12 protein-coding genes and 1 riboswitch are annotated in these 16,425 nt (G+C 70.6%); of the genes, 7 read left to right on the top strand and 5 right to left on the bottom strand.

Features of this window, described 5'->3' with window-relative positions:
- The first annotated feature begins 333 nt into the window (after positions 1–333).
- On the top strand, positions 334–1,776 hold the full coding sequence (locus AB0I10_RS26365; RefSeq protein WP_363155110.1) for an amidase: 1,443 nt from the start codon (positions 334–336) through the stop codon (positions 1,774–1,776).
- Positions 1,777–1,873: 97 nt separating this feature from the next.
- Here the strand turns inward: AB0I10_RS26365 and AB0I10_RS26360 are convergent, their stop codons facing one another.
- Positions 1,874–2,344, bottom strand: coding sequence for a MarR family transcriptional regulator (locus AB0I10_RS26360; RefSeq protein ID WP_363155093.1), 471 nt, complete (start codon positions 2,342–2,344; stop codon positions 1,874–1,876).
- Positions 2,345–2,504: 160 nt separating this feature from the next.
- On the opposite strand from AB0I10_RS26360, the gene AB0I10_RS26355 reads away from it, so the two are divergent.
- The 3 genes from AB0I10_RS26355 (at position 2,505) to AB0I10_RS26345 (ending at position 6,389) form a co-directional block, all read left to right on the top strand.
- Positions 2,505–4,037 (top strand): hypothetical protein, encoded by a 1,533-nt coding sequence (locus AB0I10_RS26355; RefSeq protein ID WP_363155092.1) that lies wholly within the window; start codon positions 2,505–2,507, stop codon positions 4,035–4,037.
- 199 nt (positions 4,038–4,236) lie between these two features.
- Positions 4,237–5,079, top strand: a complete 843-nt coding sequence (locus AB0I10_RS26350; protein WP_363155091.1) for a nitrilase-related carbon-nitrogen hydrolase — start codon at positions 4,237–4,239, stop codon at positions 5,077–5,079.
- Complete coding sequence (locus AB0I10_RS26345) at positions 5,076–6,389, top strand: aspartate aminotransferase family protein (protein WP_363155090.1); 1,314 nt, start codon at positions 5,076–5,078, stop codon at positions 6,387–6,389. Before AB0I10_RS26350 ends, AB0I10_RS26345 begins: the two co-directional genes overlap by 4 nt.
- Positions 6,390–6,468: 79 nt before the next feature.
- Here AB0I10_RS26345 and AB0I10_RS26340 read toward each other — a convergent pair whose 3' ends face one another.
- Entirely contained in the window at positions 6,469–7,353 is an 885-nt protein-coding gene (locus tag AB0I10_RS26340) for an ABC transporter substrate-binding protein (RefSeq protein ID WP_363155089.1), read from the bottom strand.
- Positions 7,354–7,767: 414 nt separating this feature from the next.
- Between AB0I10_RS26340 and hydA the strand changes: the two genes are divergently transcribed.
- Both hydA and AB0I10_RS26330 read left to right on the top strand, forming a co-directional pair.
- Complete coding sequence (gene hydA / locus AB0I10_RS26335; protein WP_363155088.1) at positions 7,768–9,177, top strand: dihydropyrimidinase; 1,410 nt, start codon at positions 7,768–7,770, stop codon at positions 9,175–9,177.
- Between the two features lie 21 nt (positions 9,178–9,198).
- Positions 9,199–10,215, top strand: a complete 1,017-nt coding sequence (locus AB0I10_RS26330; protein ID WP_363155087.1) for a TIGR03842 family LLM class F420-dependent oxidoreductase — start codon at positions 9,199–9,201, stop codon at positions 10,213–10,215.
- A gap of 106 nt (positions 10,216–10,321) precedes the next feature.
- Here the strand turns inward: AB0I10_RS26330 and AB0I10_RS26325 are convergent, their stop codons facing one another.
- The 3 genes from AB0I10_RS26325 to aceA form a co-directional block, all read right to left on the bottom strand.
- Positions 10,322–11,203 (bottom strand): 3-hydroxybutyryl-CoA dehydrogenase, encoded by an 882-nt coding sequence (locus tag AB0I10_RS26325; RefSeq protein WP_363155086.1) that lies wholly within the window; start codon positions 11,201–11,203, stop codon positions 10,322–10,324.
- Complete coding sequence (gene aceB, locus AB0I10_RS26320; RefSeq protein ID WP_363155085.1) at positions 11,200–12,792, bottom strand: malate synthase A; 1,593 nt, start codon at positions 12,790–12,792, stop codon at positions 11,200–11,202. The genes AB0I10_RS26325 and aceB overlap by 4 nt, the downstream gene beginning before the upstream one ends.
- A 96-nt stretch (positions 12,793–12,888) precedes the next feature.
- Positions 12,889–14,172, bottom strand: coding sequence for an isocitrate lyase (gene aceA, locus AB0I10_RS26315; protein ID WP_363155084.1), 1,284 nt, complete (start codon positions 14,170–14,172; stop codon positions 12,889–12,891).
- Between the two features lie 362 nt (positions 14,173–14,534).
- Positions 14,535–14,721: riboswitch (cobalamin riboswitch) on the top strand.
- Positions 14,722–14,920: 199 nt separating this feature from the next.
- On the opposite strand from aceA, the gene AB0I10_RS26310 reads away from it, so the two are divergent.
- Positions 14,921–16,420, top strand: a complete 1,500-nt coding sequence (locus AB0I10_RS26310) for a CoA-acylating methylmalonate-semialdehyde dehydrogenase (protein WP_363155082.1) — start codon at positions 14,921–14,923, stop codon at positions 16,418–16,420.
- Positions 16,421–16,425 lie beyond the last annotated feature (5 nt).

Raw genomic sequence — 16,425 nt, 5'->3', positions numbered from 1 at the left:
TACCGGGTTTGTGTTCGAGGTCGGGGCAGGGGGCTGGGAGGGCTTGCCCTGCTATGCCCTCCGGTGTCGCCGGTGCGCCTTCCGGTCTCGCCGGGCGCGGGGCGTCGGCGCGGCATCAGGTCGGCGAGGGCGGCCCATCCGTCGTTACGTGACCGGCATGCGGCAGCCCGCCATGTGCCGTCCGTGTGTCGTCCATGTGCCATGCCGCGCGGCGTCATTGCTGGCCGCCACTGGGAACGATTAGCCTCCGGGGACCGTTCGTTCGAATGGGGCGGTCCCAGGAGGGCACGTACCGTGAGCGTTGACGAGAGCCGTGACAGCGAGACCAGGCCCATCGCGGCGGGCCATACCGGCGCGGCGGCCGGGGAGTACGAGGGCCTCGCCGAGCAGGCGCGCGCGCTGGCCGATGGGCGCGTGACCTCAGCCGCGCTGGTACTGCGGTCACTGGAGCGCATCGAAGCCACCCAGAGCACCGTCAACGCCTTCCGGCGGGTACGGGCCGAGGCGGCGCTGGCGGAGGCCGCCGACGCCGACCGCCGGCTCGCCGCCGGCGAACGGCTGCCGCTGCTCGGGGTGCCGGTCGCGGTCAAGGACGACACCGATGTGGCGGGCGAGCCGACCGCGTTCGGGTGCGCCGGGGAGTTCCCGCCCAAGGAGCACGACGCCGAGGTCGTCCGCCGGTTGCGCGCGGCCGGCGCCATCATCGTCGGTAAGACCAACGCCTGTGAGCTGGGGCAATGGCCGTTCACGGAGGGGCCGGCCTTCGGCGACACCCGTAACCCGTGGAATCTCGCCCACACCCCGGGCGGTTCGTCCGGCGGCTCGGCCGCCGCGGTCGCCGCCGGACTGGTACCCGCCGCCCTCGGCACCGACGGCGCGGGCTCGGTCCGTATCCCCGCCGCCTGGTCCCATCTCGTCGGCATCAAACCGCAGCGCGGCCGCATCTCCACCTGGCCGGATGCCGAGGCCTTCCAGGGAATCACCGGGATCGGCCCGTTGGCGCGTACGGTCGAGGACGCGGCGCTGCTGCTGGACGTCGCGAGCGGCAACCACGACGGCGATCTGCACCGGCCGCCCGCCATCGCGGCGCGCGAGGCGGCAGGACGCGACCCCGGGCGGCTGCGGATCGCACTGTCCTTCAAACCGGCCTTCACCGGCACGCCCAAGCGGCTGCACCCCGAGGTCCGGGCGGCCGTCAGCGAGCTGGCCCGTACGCTGGCCCGCCTCGGCCACCTCGTCGAGGAGGCGGAACCGGACTACGGGCTGGTCGGGCTGGCCTTCGTACCGCGCGCCACGGTCGGAGTGGGGGAGTGGGCGGCCAGGGTCCCCGACCGCACCCTGCTGGACCCGCGTACGCGCGACGCGGCCCGTATGGGACGGCTGCTGGGCGGGCCCGTGCTGCGCCGGGCGCGCGCCGTCGAGCAGCGTCAACACCGGCGCATCGGCGCGCTGTTCGGCCCGTACGACGTGCTGCTGACGCCGACCACCGCCACCCCGCCGCCGCGCATCGGGACCCTCGCGAAGCTGAGCGGCTGGCGCACGGACCGGGCCATGATCGCGGCCTGCCCGTACGCCTGGCCGTGGAATGTGCTGGGCTGGCCGGGCGTGAGCGTACCCGCCGGATTCAGCACGGACGGGCTGCCGCTCGGCGCCCAACTGCTCGGCCCGGCGCACGGCGAGCCGCGTTTGATCTCGCTGGCCGCGCAGTTGCAGGACGATCTGCGGTGGCATGAGCGGCGTCCGGCGGGGCACCCGGCGCCGGGGGCGGGCGGTTGAGTCGGGGTCCGCTACGTAGTCGGGTTGCTCCCCGGGAATGCCTCGCCGCACCCACCACGACCTCGGGCCTGTCCGATCCTGGCCCATCGGACAGGCCCTAAGTCACGGCTCCCGCCGCCGGCACCAGCAGCCGCCGCATCAGCTCGTTCGCCGTGGCCAGGGTCTGCTGTTCGTCGGCGGTCAGCCGGTCGGCGATGGCCACCGCGAGCCAGTTGCGCTTGGCCTGCCGTACGACATCGAGCATCCGGTGGCCCTCTTCGGTGAGGGAGAAGACGACCTGACGTCCGTCCGTCGGATGCGGGCTGCGGGCGATGATGCCGCGCTCCTCCAGCGCGGCGAGGGTCAGCCGCATGGACTGCGGGCGGACCAGTTCGGCGCGGGCCAGCGCCGCGGTGGTGGCGGGCCCGTCGGTGTCGATCCGGGAGATGACCGATCGCTGGGCGGGGGTGAGCCCGTCCTGCGGGGGTGCGGCGCGAATGCGCCGCATCAGCTGCCCGACGGTCGCGCCCAGATCCGCCGCGAGGAGTTCCTGGTCGTTCGCGGGGCGTTCCCGATCCTTTTCCGGCATGTGCCGAGCCTAGAATTTCAACAGGTGAACTTGCAAGTTCACCTGTTGTGTGCGTTCCAGGAAAACTTCCTGTAGCACGGCTGTTATCACTACCGAAACATGTTTGGTGTCGAATGCGGGCGGGCCGGTAGATCCGGTCTGCGGGGGGAGAGGTGAAGGTATGTCGGATACTCAACTCCTCGAACCGGTAGAGGAGTTCGCACACTTCCTGACTGGGCTCGCGTCACTGCTCGACCCGGCGGCCGGCTGGTACGGAGTCTTCGTACACCGCGACCCGGAGGGCCTGCGCGCGTGTCTGGACGGGCGGGACGTACCGCCGTGGGACGTGGTCGAGTCGATGCTGCACGACCTGGCGGGACTTGAGGGCGACCAGGCCGTACGTACCGCGGGCCCGCACGCCCGGCGGCTGCACGCGCGCGCGGTCGCGGACCACGACGCACAGCCGGGCGGCAAGCCCGCTCTGCAGGACCGTCTGGAGGTGATGCTGCGCGAGCACCAGCACGCGGCACTGCGTGCCCGCGAACTCCAGGGAGCGGTATGGGCTGCAGCGGGCACCCCGGAGGCGGAGCGCCTGGCCGACGAACTGGCCTGGGCCCAGGACGACCACGCCCGCGCCGGCGTCCGCGTCCGTGAGCTCCGCTCCCGCCTGGAGACGCTCACCCGGGTGGAGGCGCAGTCGATGGGGTGGGCGGAGGCGTCGGAGCCGCGAGCTCCGGAGCCGCGCATCGAGGCGGCCGTGCCCGAACCGGTGCCGGAACCCGAACCGGCACCCGAACCGACGCCGGAACCCGTCGCGGAAGCGCTCGCCGAGCCGCCCGGCCGAACGAGCGCAAAGACCAAGAACTCCGCCAAGGCCAAGACGAAGGCCAAGACCAAGGCCAAAGCCAAGGCCAGGACGAAGGCCGCCGGCCGTCCCCGGGGCGCGCGGTTCGCCGGGCTGGAGACCGCGGACGAGGCCATGGACGATGCGGGCGCCGCGGCGCTGCTGCCACCCGCAGTCCTGGATGCGATGCCGGCCGGGGCGGCGTCCGAGGGAGACGGGCAGGCCGATCCCGCGACCGCCCCGCGCGGCGCCCGTTTCGCCGGGGCGTATGACGAGGAGGCGGCAGAGCGCGACACGGACGCCGCGCCCGAGTCGGTCAGCGCGCCCGTCGACGACGAAGCGAGGCAGGCCATCGCCGCTGCCGTAGCCCACCTGGCGCAGTTGCGCGCGGCCGGTGGCGGCGGCCTGGCGTACGGCGAACTGTGTGCGGCCGCGAGCCGCCCTGCCCCGGAACTCCCGCTGCTCATCGGCGAGTTGGAGCAGTCCGGTCTCGCATCCGACGTGCCCACCCTGCTCTGGGAAGTCGCCTCCCTGCCGCCCGCGGGGCTCGCCGCGGCCGCCGACGCCCTGGCCGCCGCCGGCCGCACGGAGGACAGTGCCAGTCTGCTCCGGCAGAGCGTGGCGCGCCCCGTCGAGGAGGTGGCGCACGCCGCGCTGGCGCTGCTCGGCCGGGGCCGTCCCGCGCAGGCGCTGGAGCTGCTGGCCACGCTCGTACGGGCCCGTACGCCGGAGGAGTCCGCCGCGGCGGCCGCCGTCGCCCCGGAGTCGCTGGGGCCGCTGCTCCTCGACGCGGCCGGGACCGTCTCGCGGGACCGGCACAGCGATATCGCGCACGCCCTGCGCGCCGCCGGCCACGACGTCCATCCCTGAGCGTCCATCCCGGAGCGCCGCACCGTCCGCACGCCGCGGACGCGCCGCGTGAGAGATGGTCTTGCCACGGTGCGTGACGGGGCTTACGGTCACCTCCACACGCGTAGACGAGTAGGGACTTTCCGACCCTGACCCATCGGACAGGCCCTAAGTCCCACCCGCGTGGCCGCAGGCTGACGCATCGACAAAGGAGCAGCTCATGGCCGATGTTGTGCGTGCCGCACTGGTCCAGGCGACCTGGACCGGCGACACCGAATCGATGATCGCGAAGCACGAGGAACACGCCAGAGCGGCGGCCGCGCAGGGCGCGAAGGTGATCGGATTCCAAGAGGTCTTCAACGCCCCGTACTTCTGCCAGGTGCAGGAGCCGGAGCACTACCGCTGGGCCGAGCCGGTGCCCGACGGTCCGACCGTACGCCGGATGCAGGAGCTCGCCCGGGAGACCGGCATGGTGATCGTGGTGCCGGTCTTCGAGATCGAGCAGTCCGGTTTCTACTACAACACCGCGGCCGTCATCGATGCCGACGGCACGGTCCTGGGGGCATACCGAAAACACCACATCCCGCAGGTCAAGGGCTTCTGGGAGAAGTACTACTTCAAGCCGGGGAACCTCGGCTGGCCGGTCTTCGACACCGCGGTCGGCAAGGTCGGGGTCTATATCTGTTACGACCGCCACTTCCCGGAAGGGTGGCGGCAGTTGGGTCTCAACGGCGCCCAGCTCGTCTACAACCCCTCCGCCACCTCCCGCGGTCTGTCCGCCTACCTCTGGCAGCTGGAGCAGCCCGCGGCGGCCGTCGCCAACGAGTACTTCATCGCGGCGATCAACCGGGTCGGCGTCGAGGAGTACGGCGACAACGACTTCTACGGCACCAGCTACTTCGTGAACCCCCGCGGCCAGTTCGTCGGCGAGGTCGCCAGCGACTCGAAGGAGGAACTGGTCGTCCGCGACCTCGACTTCGGGCTGATCGACGAGGTGCGCCAGCAGTGGGCGTTCTACCGCGACCGCCGCCCCGACGCGTACGAGGGCCTGGTGCAGCCGTGACGCACGATTCCGCGAGTCTGCACGCCCGGCACCGGGCCGTCCTGCCCTCCTGGCTCAGCCTCTACTACGAGCATCCGCTGGAGCTCACCCACGGCGAGGGCCGGCACGTCTGGGACGCCGAGGGCAACCGCTATCTCGACTTCTTCGGCGGCATCCTCACCACCATGACGGCGCATGCGCTGCCCGAGGTGACCAAGGCGGTCAGCGAACAGGCCGGCCGCATCGTCCACACCTCGACGCTCTACCTCTCCCGCCCCATGGTCGAGCTGGCGGAGCGGATCACCGCGCTCTCCGGTATCCCCGACGCCCGGGTCTTCTTCACCACCTCCGGCACCGAGGCCAATGACGCCGCCATGCTGCTGGCCACCGCGCACCGCCGCTCCAACCAGATCCTGGCGATGCGGAACAGCTACCACGGCCGCTCGTTCTCCGCCGTCGGCGTCACCGGCAACACCAGCTGGTCGCCGACCAGCCTCTCGCCCTTCCAGACGCTGTACATCCACGGCGGGGTGCGCTCCCGGGGGCCGTACGCCGGCCTCTCCGACGGCGACTACATCGCGGCCTGCGTCGCGGACCTGGAGGACATGCTCCAGCAGACCGCGGGCGGTGTCGCCGCGCTGATCGCCGAACCGGTCCAGGGCGTCGGCGGCTTCACCGCGCCACCGGACGGCCTGTACGCGGCGTTCCGCGAGGTCCTCGACCGGCACGGCATTCTCTGGATCAGCGATGAGGTGCAGACCGGCTGGGGCCGCACCGGCGACCATTTCTGGGGCTGGCAGGCACACGCCGACAACGGTCCGCCGGACCTGCTCACCTTCGCCAAGGGCATCGGCAACGGCATGGCCATCGGCGGTGTGGTGGGCCGCGCAGAGGTGATGAACTCCCTTTCCGCGAACTCCATTTCCACTTTCGGCGGCAGCCCGGTCACCATGGCCGCCGGCCTCGCCAACCTCTCCTACCTCCTCGAACACGACCTCCAGGGCAACGCCCGGCGGGTCGGCGGCCTGCTCATCGAGCGGCTGCGGGCCCTCGCGGCCGGGCTCGATGTCGTACGGGAAGTGCGCGGCCGGGGCCTGATGATCGGCGTCGACCTGGTCCGCCCCGGCACGGACGAGCCGTCGCCCGCGGCGGCGGCCCTGGTGCTGGAGGTCGCCCGCGAGCGCGGTCTGCTGATCGGCAAGGGCGGCCAGACCGGCGCGACCCTGCGGATCGCGCCGCCGCTCTCCCTGACCGTCGCGGAGGCGGAAGAGGGCGCCGGGCTGCTCGGCGAGGCGCTTCAGACGGCGCAGGGCCGGCTGGCGGCGTCGTAGCGCGCGGGTCTGCGGCGGGGGCGGGGCAATCGCTGGTGCCCCGCCCCCGCCGGTGTGTGGCCATCGGGGTGCGACATCGCTACGCCCTGGCGGCCCGCTCCCGCATCGTCTCCGCCAGCAAGGTGAAGAACCGGGTGTGCGCGCGACGGCTGCACGGGGGCTCCGGATTCCACGGCAGTAGGCTGGCCCGGGCCTCGATCGCGCGCCAGTGTTCAACGGCCCGGAGCTCCTCGGGCCGGGCGGCGTTGACCCGGGCGTCGCTCAGCACGATGTCCGGGGCCATCTCCGCGGCCTCCGCCCAGCCGACCGTGGTCCAGTTCGTGCCGGGCCCCGCCGCCGGTTCCAGCAGGCCGACGCCGTGCTCGGCCAGCGCTCGCAGATCCGGCCAGGAGCTGGGCCTGGCCAGATGCACCCGCTCCGGACCCGAGGCCGACAGTGCCAGCACCCGGGGGTTGGCCGGGCCTCCGCACGCCTGTCGCAGGGCGTCCTCCGCGGCGTCCAACTCCCTTGCCACCGACAGTGGTTCACCCTGGCCCAGCGACCCGGCGAGCGCCGCGAACCGCTCCCGTACCTCGGCGAGTCCCCGCCCCGGACCCACCGCGACGGTCACCACCGGGACATGCGCCTCCAGCTCCAGCGCGGTCTTCGGCTCCAGACCGTAGACCTGCTCGCAGTCGTAGGTCACGGCCACCACGAGATCCGGTTCGGCCTCCAGGAGGGTGTCCGGGTGCAGCGCGCCACCCGCACCGAGATACGGGATCTCCGCGAGCGGCAGCTCACCGCTCTTGGCCGGGTCCGGGCTGGCGCCGTCGTGCTGGGACCCGAAGAGCCCCACGGGACGTATGCCGTGGTCCCACAGCGTCGCCCCCGCCTGTATGTACGCGACGATCCTCACCGGCCGGTCCCCGGCCACCGCCAGGCGCCCGCGGTCGTCGGAGAACTCCCACGGCGTGCTCTGCTCCATGACGTCTCGCCCTTTCTGATCTGACGTCCTGTGTGCTCGTTCTGAGTGCTCGTTACGTTCCGTTCCTCGCTGGTCCGATCTCGTGGTTCCGAAGCCCGCTGAGGTGTGGGGTCCGTCAGCCGATGCCGTCCTCGTGCGGTGTGCGTGCTCTGTTGTCCGGCAAGAGTCGTCGGCAAGGACCGCCTGCCGGTGTCGGCTGTTACCTGCCCACCCCGGCCCCTCCGCACCCCTCCGCGACCGCACACCCGTCCATCGTTGAACCGTCCAGCTGACCGTCGGCGCAACACGAGCGTCCCCGCTGATTAACGGTCACGCTATTGCCACCATGGGTGACATGCTTCTACGGTGTCCCCTTCTCCACCGGAATCTACGGGTGTAGACCAGCTGTGACGTGGCGTCAGGTAGGGAGCTGAGATGGTGAGCCGTACGGTCATCCGGGGCGGACTGGTCATCACCGCCGCCGAGGAAATGCATGCCGATGTCCTGGTGGAGAACGGACGGATCGCTGCTCTCGCCGCGCACGGCAGCCCGTCCGCCGAGGGCTGGAGTGAGTCCGCGGACCGCGATATCGACGCCACCGGCAAATACGTGATCCCGGGCGGCGTCGACGCACACACCCATATGGAGCTCCCCTTCGGCGGGACCTTCGCCTCCGACACATTCGAGACCGGCACCCGCGCCGCGGCCTGGGGCGGCACCACCACGATCGTCGACTTCGCGGTCCAGTCACGTGGCAAGTCGTTGCGCGCGGGCCTGGACCTCTGGCACGCCAAGGCCGACGCCCAGTGCGCCATCGACTACGCGTTCCACATGATTGTGTCTGACGTTAATGAGTCGACGCTGAAGGAAATGGACGGGCTCGTCGGCGAAGGCGTGAGCTCGTTCAAATTCTTTATGGCGTATCCGGGGGTGTTCTACTCCGACGACGGGCAGATCCTGCGCGCCATGCAGCGGGCCGGCGAGAACGGCGGCCTGATCATGATGCACGCCGAGAACGGCATCGCGATCGATGTGCTCGTGCAGCAGGCACTGGAGCGAGGCGAGACCGACCCGCGGTATCACGGCGAGGTCAGGAAAGCGCTCCTGGAGGCGGAGGCGACGCATCGCGCGATCAAGCTGGCACAGGTCGCCGGGGCGCCGCTGTATGTCGTGCACGTGTCGGCACAGGAAGCCCTCGCCGAGCTCGCGCGCGCCCGCGCCGAGGGTCTGCCGGTCTTCGGCGAGACGTGCCCGCAGTACCTGTTCCTGTCGACGGACAACCTCGCCGAGCCGGACTTCGAGGGCGCGAAGTACGTCTGCAGTACGCCACTTCGCCCGAAGGAGCACCAGGCGGCGCTGTGGCGCGGCCTGCGCACGAACGACCTCCAGGTGGTGTCGACGGACCACTGCCCGTTCTGCTTCTCGGGGCAGAAGGACCTCGGCCGCGGTGACTTTTCCAAGATCCCGAACGGGATGCCCGGCGTCGAGAACCGTATGGACCTGCTCCACCAGGCCGTGGTCGACGGACATATCTCGCGCCGCCGCTGGATTGAGATCGCCTGCGCGACACCGGCCCGGATGTTCGGCCTGTACCCGAAGAAGGGCACGATCGCGCCGGGCACCGACGCCGACATCGTGATCTACGACCCGGATGCCGAGCAGACCATCTCGGCGGCCACCCACCACATGAACGTCGACTACTCGGCGTACGAGGGGAAGGCCGTCACCGGCCGGGTCGAGAGCGTGCTGTCGCGCGGCGAAGTCGTCATCGACAAGCGCGAGTTCACGGGCCGCGCGGGTCACGGCAGCTACACCCCCCGATCCACCTGCCAATACCTGGACTAGCACCGACGAGGAGGCTGTGACGTGGACTTCGGACTCGTCCTGCAGACCGACCCACCTGGATCCGCGGTCGTCGGGCTGATGCGGCGCGCGGAGCGCAACGGATTCCGCTACGGCTGGACCTTCGACTCCGCCGTGCTGTGGCAGGAGCCGTTCGTCATCTACAGCCGCATTCTCGAACACACGCAGAAGCTGACCGTGGGCCCCATGGTCACCAACCCGGGCACTCGCACGTGGGAGGTCACCGCCTCCACGTTCGCGACGCTCAACGACATGTACGGCAACCGGACCGTCTGTGGCATCGGCCGCGGCGACTCCGCGATGCGCGTCGCCGGCCGTAAGCCGAACACCCTCGCCCGGCTCGGCGAGGCCATCGGGGTCATCCGCGACCTCGCCGAGGGCCGCGAAGCCGTCGTCGACGGGCAGCCGCTCCGCCTGCCCTGGGTCCGCGACGGAAAGCTGCCCGTGTGGATAGCGGCATACGGGCCGAAGGCGCTGGCACTTGCGGGGCAGAAGGCCGACGGATTCATCCTCCAGCTCGCCGACCTGTATCTGACCGAGTGGATGGTCAAGGCGGTGCGCACTGCGGCCGCCGAGGCCGGACGCGACCCCGCGTCGATCAAGATCTGCGTCGCCGCGCCCGCCTACGTCACCGCCGACGACTCGCCGGAGGCACTCGCGCACGCGCGCGAGCAGTGCCGCTGGTTCGGCGGGATGGTCGGCAACCACGTCGCCGACCTGGTCGAGCGGTACGGCTCGGACTCGGGCATGGTGCCGCAGGAGCTCACCGACTACATCAGAGCGCGTAAGGGCTACGACTACTCACACCACGGGCGTGCCGACAATCCCGACACGGCGTTCGTGCCGGACGAGGTGGTCGACCGGTTCTGCGTGCTCGGCCCGGCCGAGGCGCACATCGAGAAGCTGAAGGCCCTGCGCGAGCTGGGAGTGGACCAGTTCGCCGTCTACGACATGCACGATGCCAAGGAGGCGACGATCGACGCCTATGGCGCGCAGGTCATCCCAGCATTCACCAGTTGACCTTCCAATGGCACGGTGGGGCGCGGAACGGCCTCAGTCGTCCGTTCCGCGCCCCGTACCGCACACACATGCCGGGCCCCTCAGCCCGGCGGCGATCCAGGGACCCTCAGCCCTGGTCGTAGGTGTGGAACCCGCGCCCGGTCTTGCGGCCGAGCAGTCCCGCCTCCACCATGCGCTGGAGCAGCGGTGGCGGGGCGTAGAGCGGTTCCTTGAACTCGTCGTAGAGGGACTGTGCGATGGAGGCCACGGTGTCCAGGCCGATCAGGTCGGCAAGTTTGAGCGGGCCCATGGGGTGGGCGCAGCCCAGCTCCATGCCCGCGTCCACGTCGGCAGCGGTGGCGAAGCCGGACTCGGCCATCCGGATCGCCGAGAGCAGGTACGGGACGAGCAGGGAGTTGACGATGAAGCCGGCCCGGTCCTGGGACCGTACGACGGTCTTCGCCAGGGTGCCGGTGACGAACTCCTCGGCGGTGGCGACCGTTGCCGGCGCGGTGTGCAGGGAGGTGACGACCTCGACGAGCGGCAGCACCGGTACGGGGTTGAAGAAATGCAGCCCTAGGACACGGTCCGCGCGGCGGGTGGCCATGCCGAGCCGCATGACGGGGATGGCCGAGGTGTTGGTCGCCAGGATCGCCTCCTCGTCCTCGACGATCTTGTCGAGGGCGGCGAAGACATCGGTCTTGGCCTCGGCGTTCTCGACGATCGCCTCGATGACGAGCCGGCGGTCCGCCAGGTCGTCGAGGCTGCCGGTGAAGACCATCCGGGTCAGCGCGTCCTCGGCCGAGATACGGTCCAGCTTGCCGCGCTGGACGGCGCGTTCGAGGGAGATCGCCACCCGCTCGCGGGCGGCGCGTGCCGCGGTCGCATCGGCCTCGCAGACCACGGTGTCGAGGCCGGCGCGGGCGCACACCTCGGCGATGCCCGCGCCCATCTGACCGCCTCCGACGACTCCGACCCGACGGATCGCGGTGTTCGGTGCGGCGCTCATGCGGTGACCTCCGCGTGGTGCACGAGGTGCCGGGCGTAGGCGTCCGGGGTGAAGAAGGCCGGCAACTCCCTGGCGAGCGTGGTCCGTTCGAAGAGCGCCCGGACCTCGTCGATCCGGGCCCAGGGGTACTCCGCGCCCAGGGCGGCGATCTCGTCGTCGAGCAGGCCGTACACCGTATTCCTGTCGACGGCGCCGTGCCGCAGCCACTGCCAGATCTGCGCACGGGAGATCTCCGCGGCCGCCGCGTCCTCCATCAGCCCGTCCAGCGCCACCGCACCGGTGCCGCGCAGCCAGGCGTCGAAGTAGCGCAACGCGACAGAGATGTTGGCGCGCACACCGTTCTCGGTGGGCGGCCCCGCTGTGCGCCGGACGGCCAGGAGCTGATCGGCCGACACATCGACATCGTCCCGGGTGCGGTCCATCTGGTGCGGTCGTCCGCCCAGTACGCCGTCGAAGATGTCCCGGCAGAGGGGGACGAGCCCGGGGTGGGCGACCCACGTGCCGTCGAAGCCGTCCTCCGCTTCGCGCTCCTTGTCCAGACGCACCCTGGCGAGCGCGGCCCCGTCGGCCTGCGCGTCATGACGGGGGACGTGGGCGGCCATGCCGCCGATGGCGTGCGCGCCGCGCTTGTGGCAGGTGCGCACCAGCAGTTCGGTGTAGGCCCGCAGGAAGGGCGCGGTCATGGTGACCTTCGTCCGGTCGGGGAGCGAGAAGTCGGGGCGATGCGCGAAGATCTTGATCAGGCTGAAGAGGTAGTCCCAGCGGCCGGCGTTGAGGCCGGCACTGTGCTCGCGCAGCTCGTAGAGGATCTCCTCCATCTCGAAAGCCGCGGTGACCGTCTCGATCAGGACAGTGGCGCGGATGGTGCCCCGAGGGATGCCGAGCAGGTCCTGGGCGAGGACGAACACGTCGTTCCACAGCCGGGCGTCCCAGGCGTTCTCCAGCTTGGGGAGGTAGAAGTACGGGCCGGAGCCGGCGTCGATCTGCCGTTGCGCGCAGTGGAAGAAGTACAGGCCGAAGTCGACGAGTGAGGCGGGAACGGGGCGTCCGTCGACGAGCAGATGCTGTTCGGTGAGGTGCCAGCCGCGCGGGCGGACGACGATGGTCGCGAGCTGGTCGCCGAGGCGGTGCTCGGTGCCGTCCGGCGTGGTGAAGTCGATCCGCCGCTCGATGGCGTCCAGCAGGTTCAGCTGGCCGCCGATGATGTTGTCCCAGGTGGGCGAGGTGGCGTCTTCGAAGTCCGCCAGCCACACCTGTGCCCCGGAGTTGAGCGCGTCGACCGTCATCCGCCGCTCCGGCGGCCCGGTGATCTCCACCCGGCGGTCGGCGAGACCGGGTGCGGGCGGTGCGACCCGCCAGTCCGGGTCGTTGCGGATGGCGGAGGTGGTCAGCGAGAAGTCGAGCGGGGAGCCGGAGGAGAGGAGAAGGGCGCGGCGGCGCCGCTCGGTGAGGATGTCGCGGTAACGGTCGGCGAAGGTATGGGCGAGGCGCCCGATGAAATCAAGGGCGGCGGGCGTCAGGATCTCGTCGAAGCGGTCGCCCGGTGCGCCGAGCACCTGGACACGGCTGGTCAGTTCGGTGGTGGACATGCGCATCTCCTCAACGGGCGGAGCGGAGGGGGAGTGGTGAGGGCCGGACGGAGACGGTCGTCCGGCCCTCACCTGGACACGAGGGCCGAGCGGTTCCTAGTGGAACTGCTCCTCCTCGGTGGAGCCGGCGAGCGCGGTGGTCGAGGAGGTCGGGTTGAGAGCGGTGGAGACCTGGTCGAAGTAGCCGGTGCCGACCTCACGCTGGTGCTTGACCGCGGTGAAACCGTGGGCCTGTGCGGCGAACTCCTTCTCCTGCAGGTCGACATAGGCGGTCATGCCGTGCTCGGCGTAGCCGCGGGCCAGGTCGAACATGCCGTGGTTGAGGGAGTGGAAGCCGGCCAGGGTGATGAACTGGAAGCGGTAGCCCATCGCCCCCAGTTCACGCTGGAACTTGGCGATCTGGTCGTCGTCGAGGGCGGCCTTCCAGTTGAAGGACGGCGAGCAGTTGTAGGCGAGCATCTGGTCGGGGTGCTCGGCGTGGATCGCCTCGGCGAACTCGCGGGCCTGCGCCAGGTCCGGCGTCCCCGTCTCCACCCAGATGAGGTCGGCGTACGGGGCGTACGCCAGGCCGCGGGCGATGACCGGGCCCATGCCGTTCTGGACGCGGTAGAAGCCCTCCGCGGTGCGCTCGCCGGTGACGAACCGGGCGTCGCGCTCGTCGATGTCGCTGGTGAGGAGGTTGGCGGCGAGCGCATCGGTGCGGGCGACGATCACCGTCGGGACATCGGCGATGTCGGCGGCGAGGCGGGCGGAGTTGAGGGTGCGGATGTGCTGGCCGGTGGGGACCAGGACCTTGCCGCCGAGGTGGCCGCACTTCTTCTCGGAGGCGAGCTGGTCCTCGTAGTGGATACCGGCCGCGCCGGCCGCGATCATCGCCTTGGTCAGCTCGAAGGCGTTGAGGGGCCCGCCGAACCCGGCCTCGGCGTCGGCCACGATCGGCGCGAGCCAGTCCGTGGTGTCACCGTTGCCCTCGGCGGTGGCGATCTGGTCGGCGCGCAGCAACGCGTTGTTGATCCGGCGGACCACCTGCGGCACGGAGTTGGCGGGGTACAGGCTCTGGTCGGGGTAGGTGTGGCCGGCCTGGTTGGCGTCCGCGGCGACCTGCCAGCCGGACAGGTAGATGGCCTGGAGACCGGCCTTGACCTGCTGCACCGCCTGACCGCCGGTCAGCGCACCGAGCGCGTGGATGTAGTCCTGCTCGTGCAGTTGCCGCCACAGCCGCTCGGCGCCGCGCCGGGCGAGCGTGTGCTCCTCACGGACGCTGCCCGACAGCCGCACCACGTCCTCGGCCGTGTAGGTGCGCTCGATACCCTTCCAGCGCGGGTCGGTAGCCCACCGCTGCGCCAGCTCTGCGGCCGTCGTCGTGCTTGCCTGTGCCATGACCGTCTCCCGGGTCTGCCTGTATCTCGTCAAAGTTGCGAATGTGGCACTGAGTGCCGTATTCGGATGCGGCCCGCCGGAGGTCCCTGCGCGATCAAGGGTGAGCAATGTTGCGCGGACTTCCGTCCGGAACGGCCGGGTTCTCCGACATCAGGGCGTGAATCGTGCCCGGTGTTCCGCTTCGGTCGCCGGTTCCGGCGGGCCGTACTCAGACTTTGGCACCGGCACTGAGTGCCATCAAGCGGGGAAGTGTGCCAAGTTTTGTGTATCTTCCCGCCCGTCTTTGCCAACCTTGCGAAGGTGCGGAGCGGCGATGTTCTGCTGCGCGGACGCGGCGGGGTGGACTTACTAGGACGTCCAACTATATGTTCGGGGGACAAGGCCCGCGGTGCAGGGAAGCCGGTGTGATTCCGGCGCGGTCCCGCCACTGTGACCGGGGAATGCGCTCCCCGAAAGAGACCGGCCACTGACGGAGAAGTCCGTCGGGAAGGCCGGGGAGCGTGTACTGATCCGGGAGTCAGGATACCGGCCGCGGGACGTTCCGTGTTGTCCACGAGGATGGAGCAGACACGCATGGCACCGGTGTGCACCCACGCCCCTGGCCGGCGAATCCGACGGGTACCGACCGCCGACGACTGACGGCCACCCAGCCCCTGCGCTTCTCGCGCCGCCCCGCACGCACGCCACCCGGTGTCCGTGCCGGGCCGGCGCGCCATCCCCGGATCTCACCTGACGAGAGCAGGCTTTCATGGTCCGTGAACTGGCACATTTCATCGGCGGCAAACACACCCCGGGAACCTCGGGGATCTACGGCGATGTGTACGACCCCAACACCGGCGAGGTGCAGGCCCGCGTCCCGCTCGCCGACCGCGGTGAGACCGAGGCGGCGATCGCCGACGCCGCCTCGGCCCAGTGCGAGTGGGGCGAGTGGAATCCGCAGCGCCGCGCCCGCGTGCTGCTGAAGTTCCTGCAACTCGTGGAAGGGGAACGGGAGTCGCTGGCCCGGCTGCTGTCGTCGGAGCACGGCAAGACCGTCGCCGACGCCCACGGAGACCTCCAACGCGGCCTGGAGGTCGTCGAGTTCGCCGCGGGCATCCCGCATCTGCTCAAGGGCGAGTTCACCGACAACGCCGGCACCGGCATCGACGTCCACTCCCTGCGCGGGCCCATCGGTGTCACCGCCGGCATCACCCCGTTCAACTTCCCCGCGATGATCCCCCTGTGGAAGGCCGCCCCCGCCCTCGCCTGCGGCAACTCCTTCATCCTCAAACCCTCCGAGCGCGACCCCTCGGTACCGCTCAGGCTCGCCGAGCTGTTCCTGGAGGCGGGGCTTCCGCCAGGCGTCCTCAACGTCGTCAACGGGGGCAAGGAAGCGGTCGACACTCTGCTGTCGGACCCGCGGGTCGGCGCGCTCGGCTTCGTCGGCTCGACGCCGATCGCCGCACACATCTACGCCACCGCCGCCGCGCACGGCAAGCGAGCCCAGTGCTTCGGCGGAGCCAAGAACCACATGATCGTGATGCCGGACGCCGACCTCGACCAGGCCGTCGACGCCCTGATCGGCGCGGGATACGGCTCGGCGGGGGAGCGTTGCATGGCGATCTCCGTGGCCGTCCCTGTCGGCGAGACCACCGCCGACGCCCTGGTGGAACGCCTGAAGGAGCGCATCGGGCAGCTGCGCATCGGCCGTTCCGACGACCCCGATGCCGACTTCGGGCCTCTGGTCGGCCGGGATGCCCTCGACCGGGTACGCCGTTATGTCGACATCGGCGTCAACGAAGGCGCAGAACTCATCGTGGACGGCAGGGACTTCACACTCACCGGACACGAGAACGGCTTCTTCGCGGGTGCCTCGCTCTTCGACCGCGTCACCCCGCAGATGCGCGTCTACCGCGAAGAGATCTTCGGACCCGTCCTGTGCGTCGTGCGCGCCGCCGACTACGAAGAGGCGCTGCGGCTGCCCAGCGAGCATCCCTACGGCAACGGGGTCGCGATCTTCACCCGTGACGGGGACACCGCCCGCGACTTCACCCGCCGGGTCAACACCGGCATGGTCGGCGTGAACGTGCCCATCCCGGTCCCGGTCGCGTACCACACCTTCGGCGGCTGGAAGCGCTCGGGATTCGGCGACCTCAACCAGCACGGGCCGGACGCGATCCGCTTCTACACCCGGACCAAGACCGTCACCTCGCGCTGGCCCTCGGGGGCCAAGGAGGGCGCGAGCTTCACCATCCCGACCATGAAGTGAGCGCC

It is taken from the genome of Streptomyces sp. NPDC050636 (assembly GCF_040654775.1).
Lineage (GTDB): Bacteria > Actinomycetota > Actinomycetes > Streptomycetales > Streptomycetaceae > Streptomyces.
The sequence above is the reverse complement of the archived record's forward strand: the minus strand, read 5'-3'. Positions and strand labels throughout refer to the sequence as shown.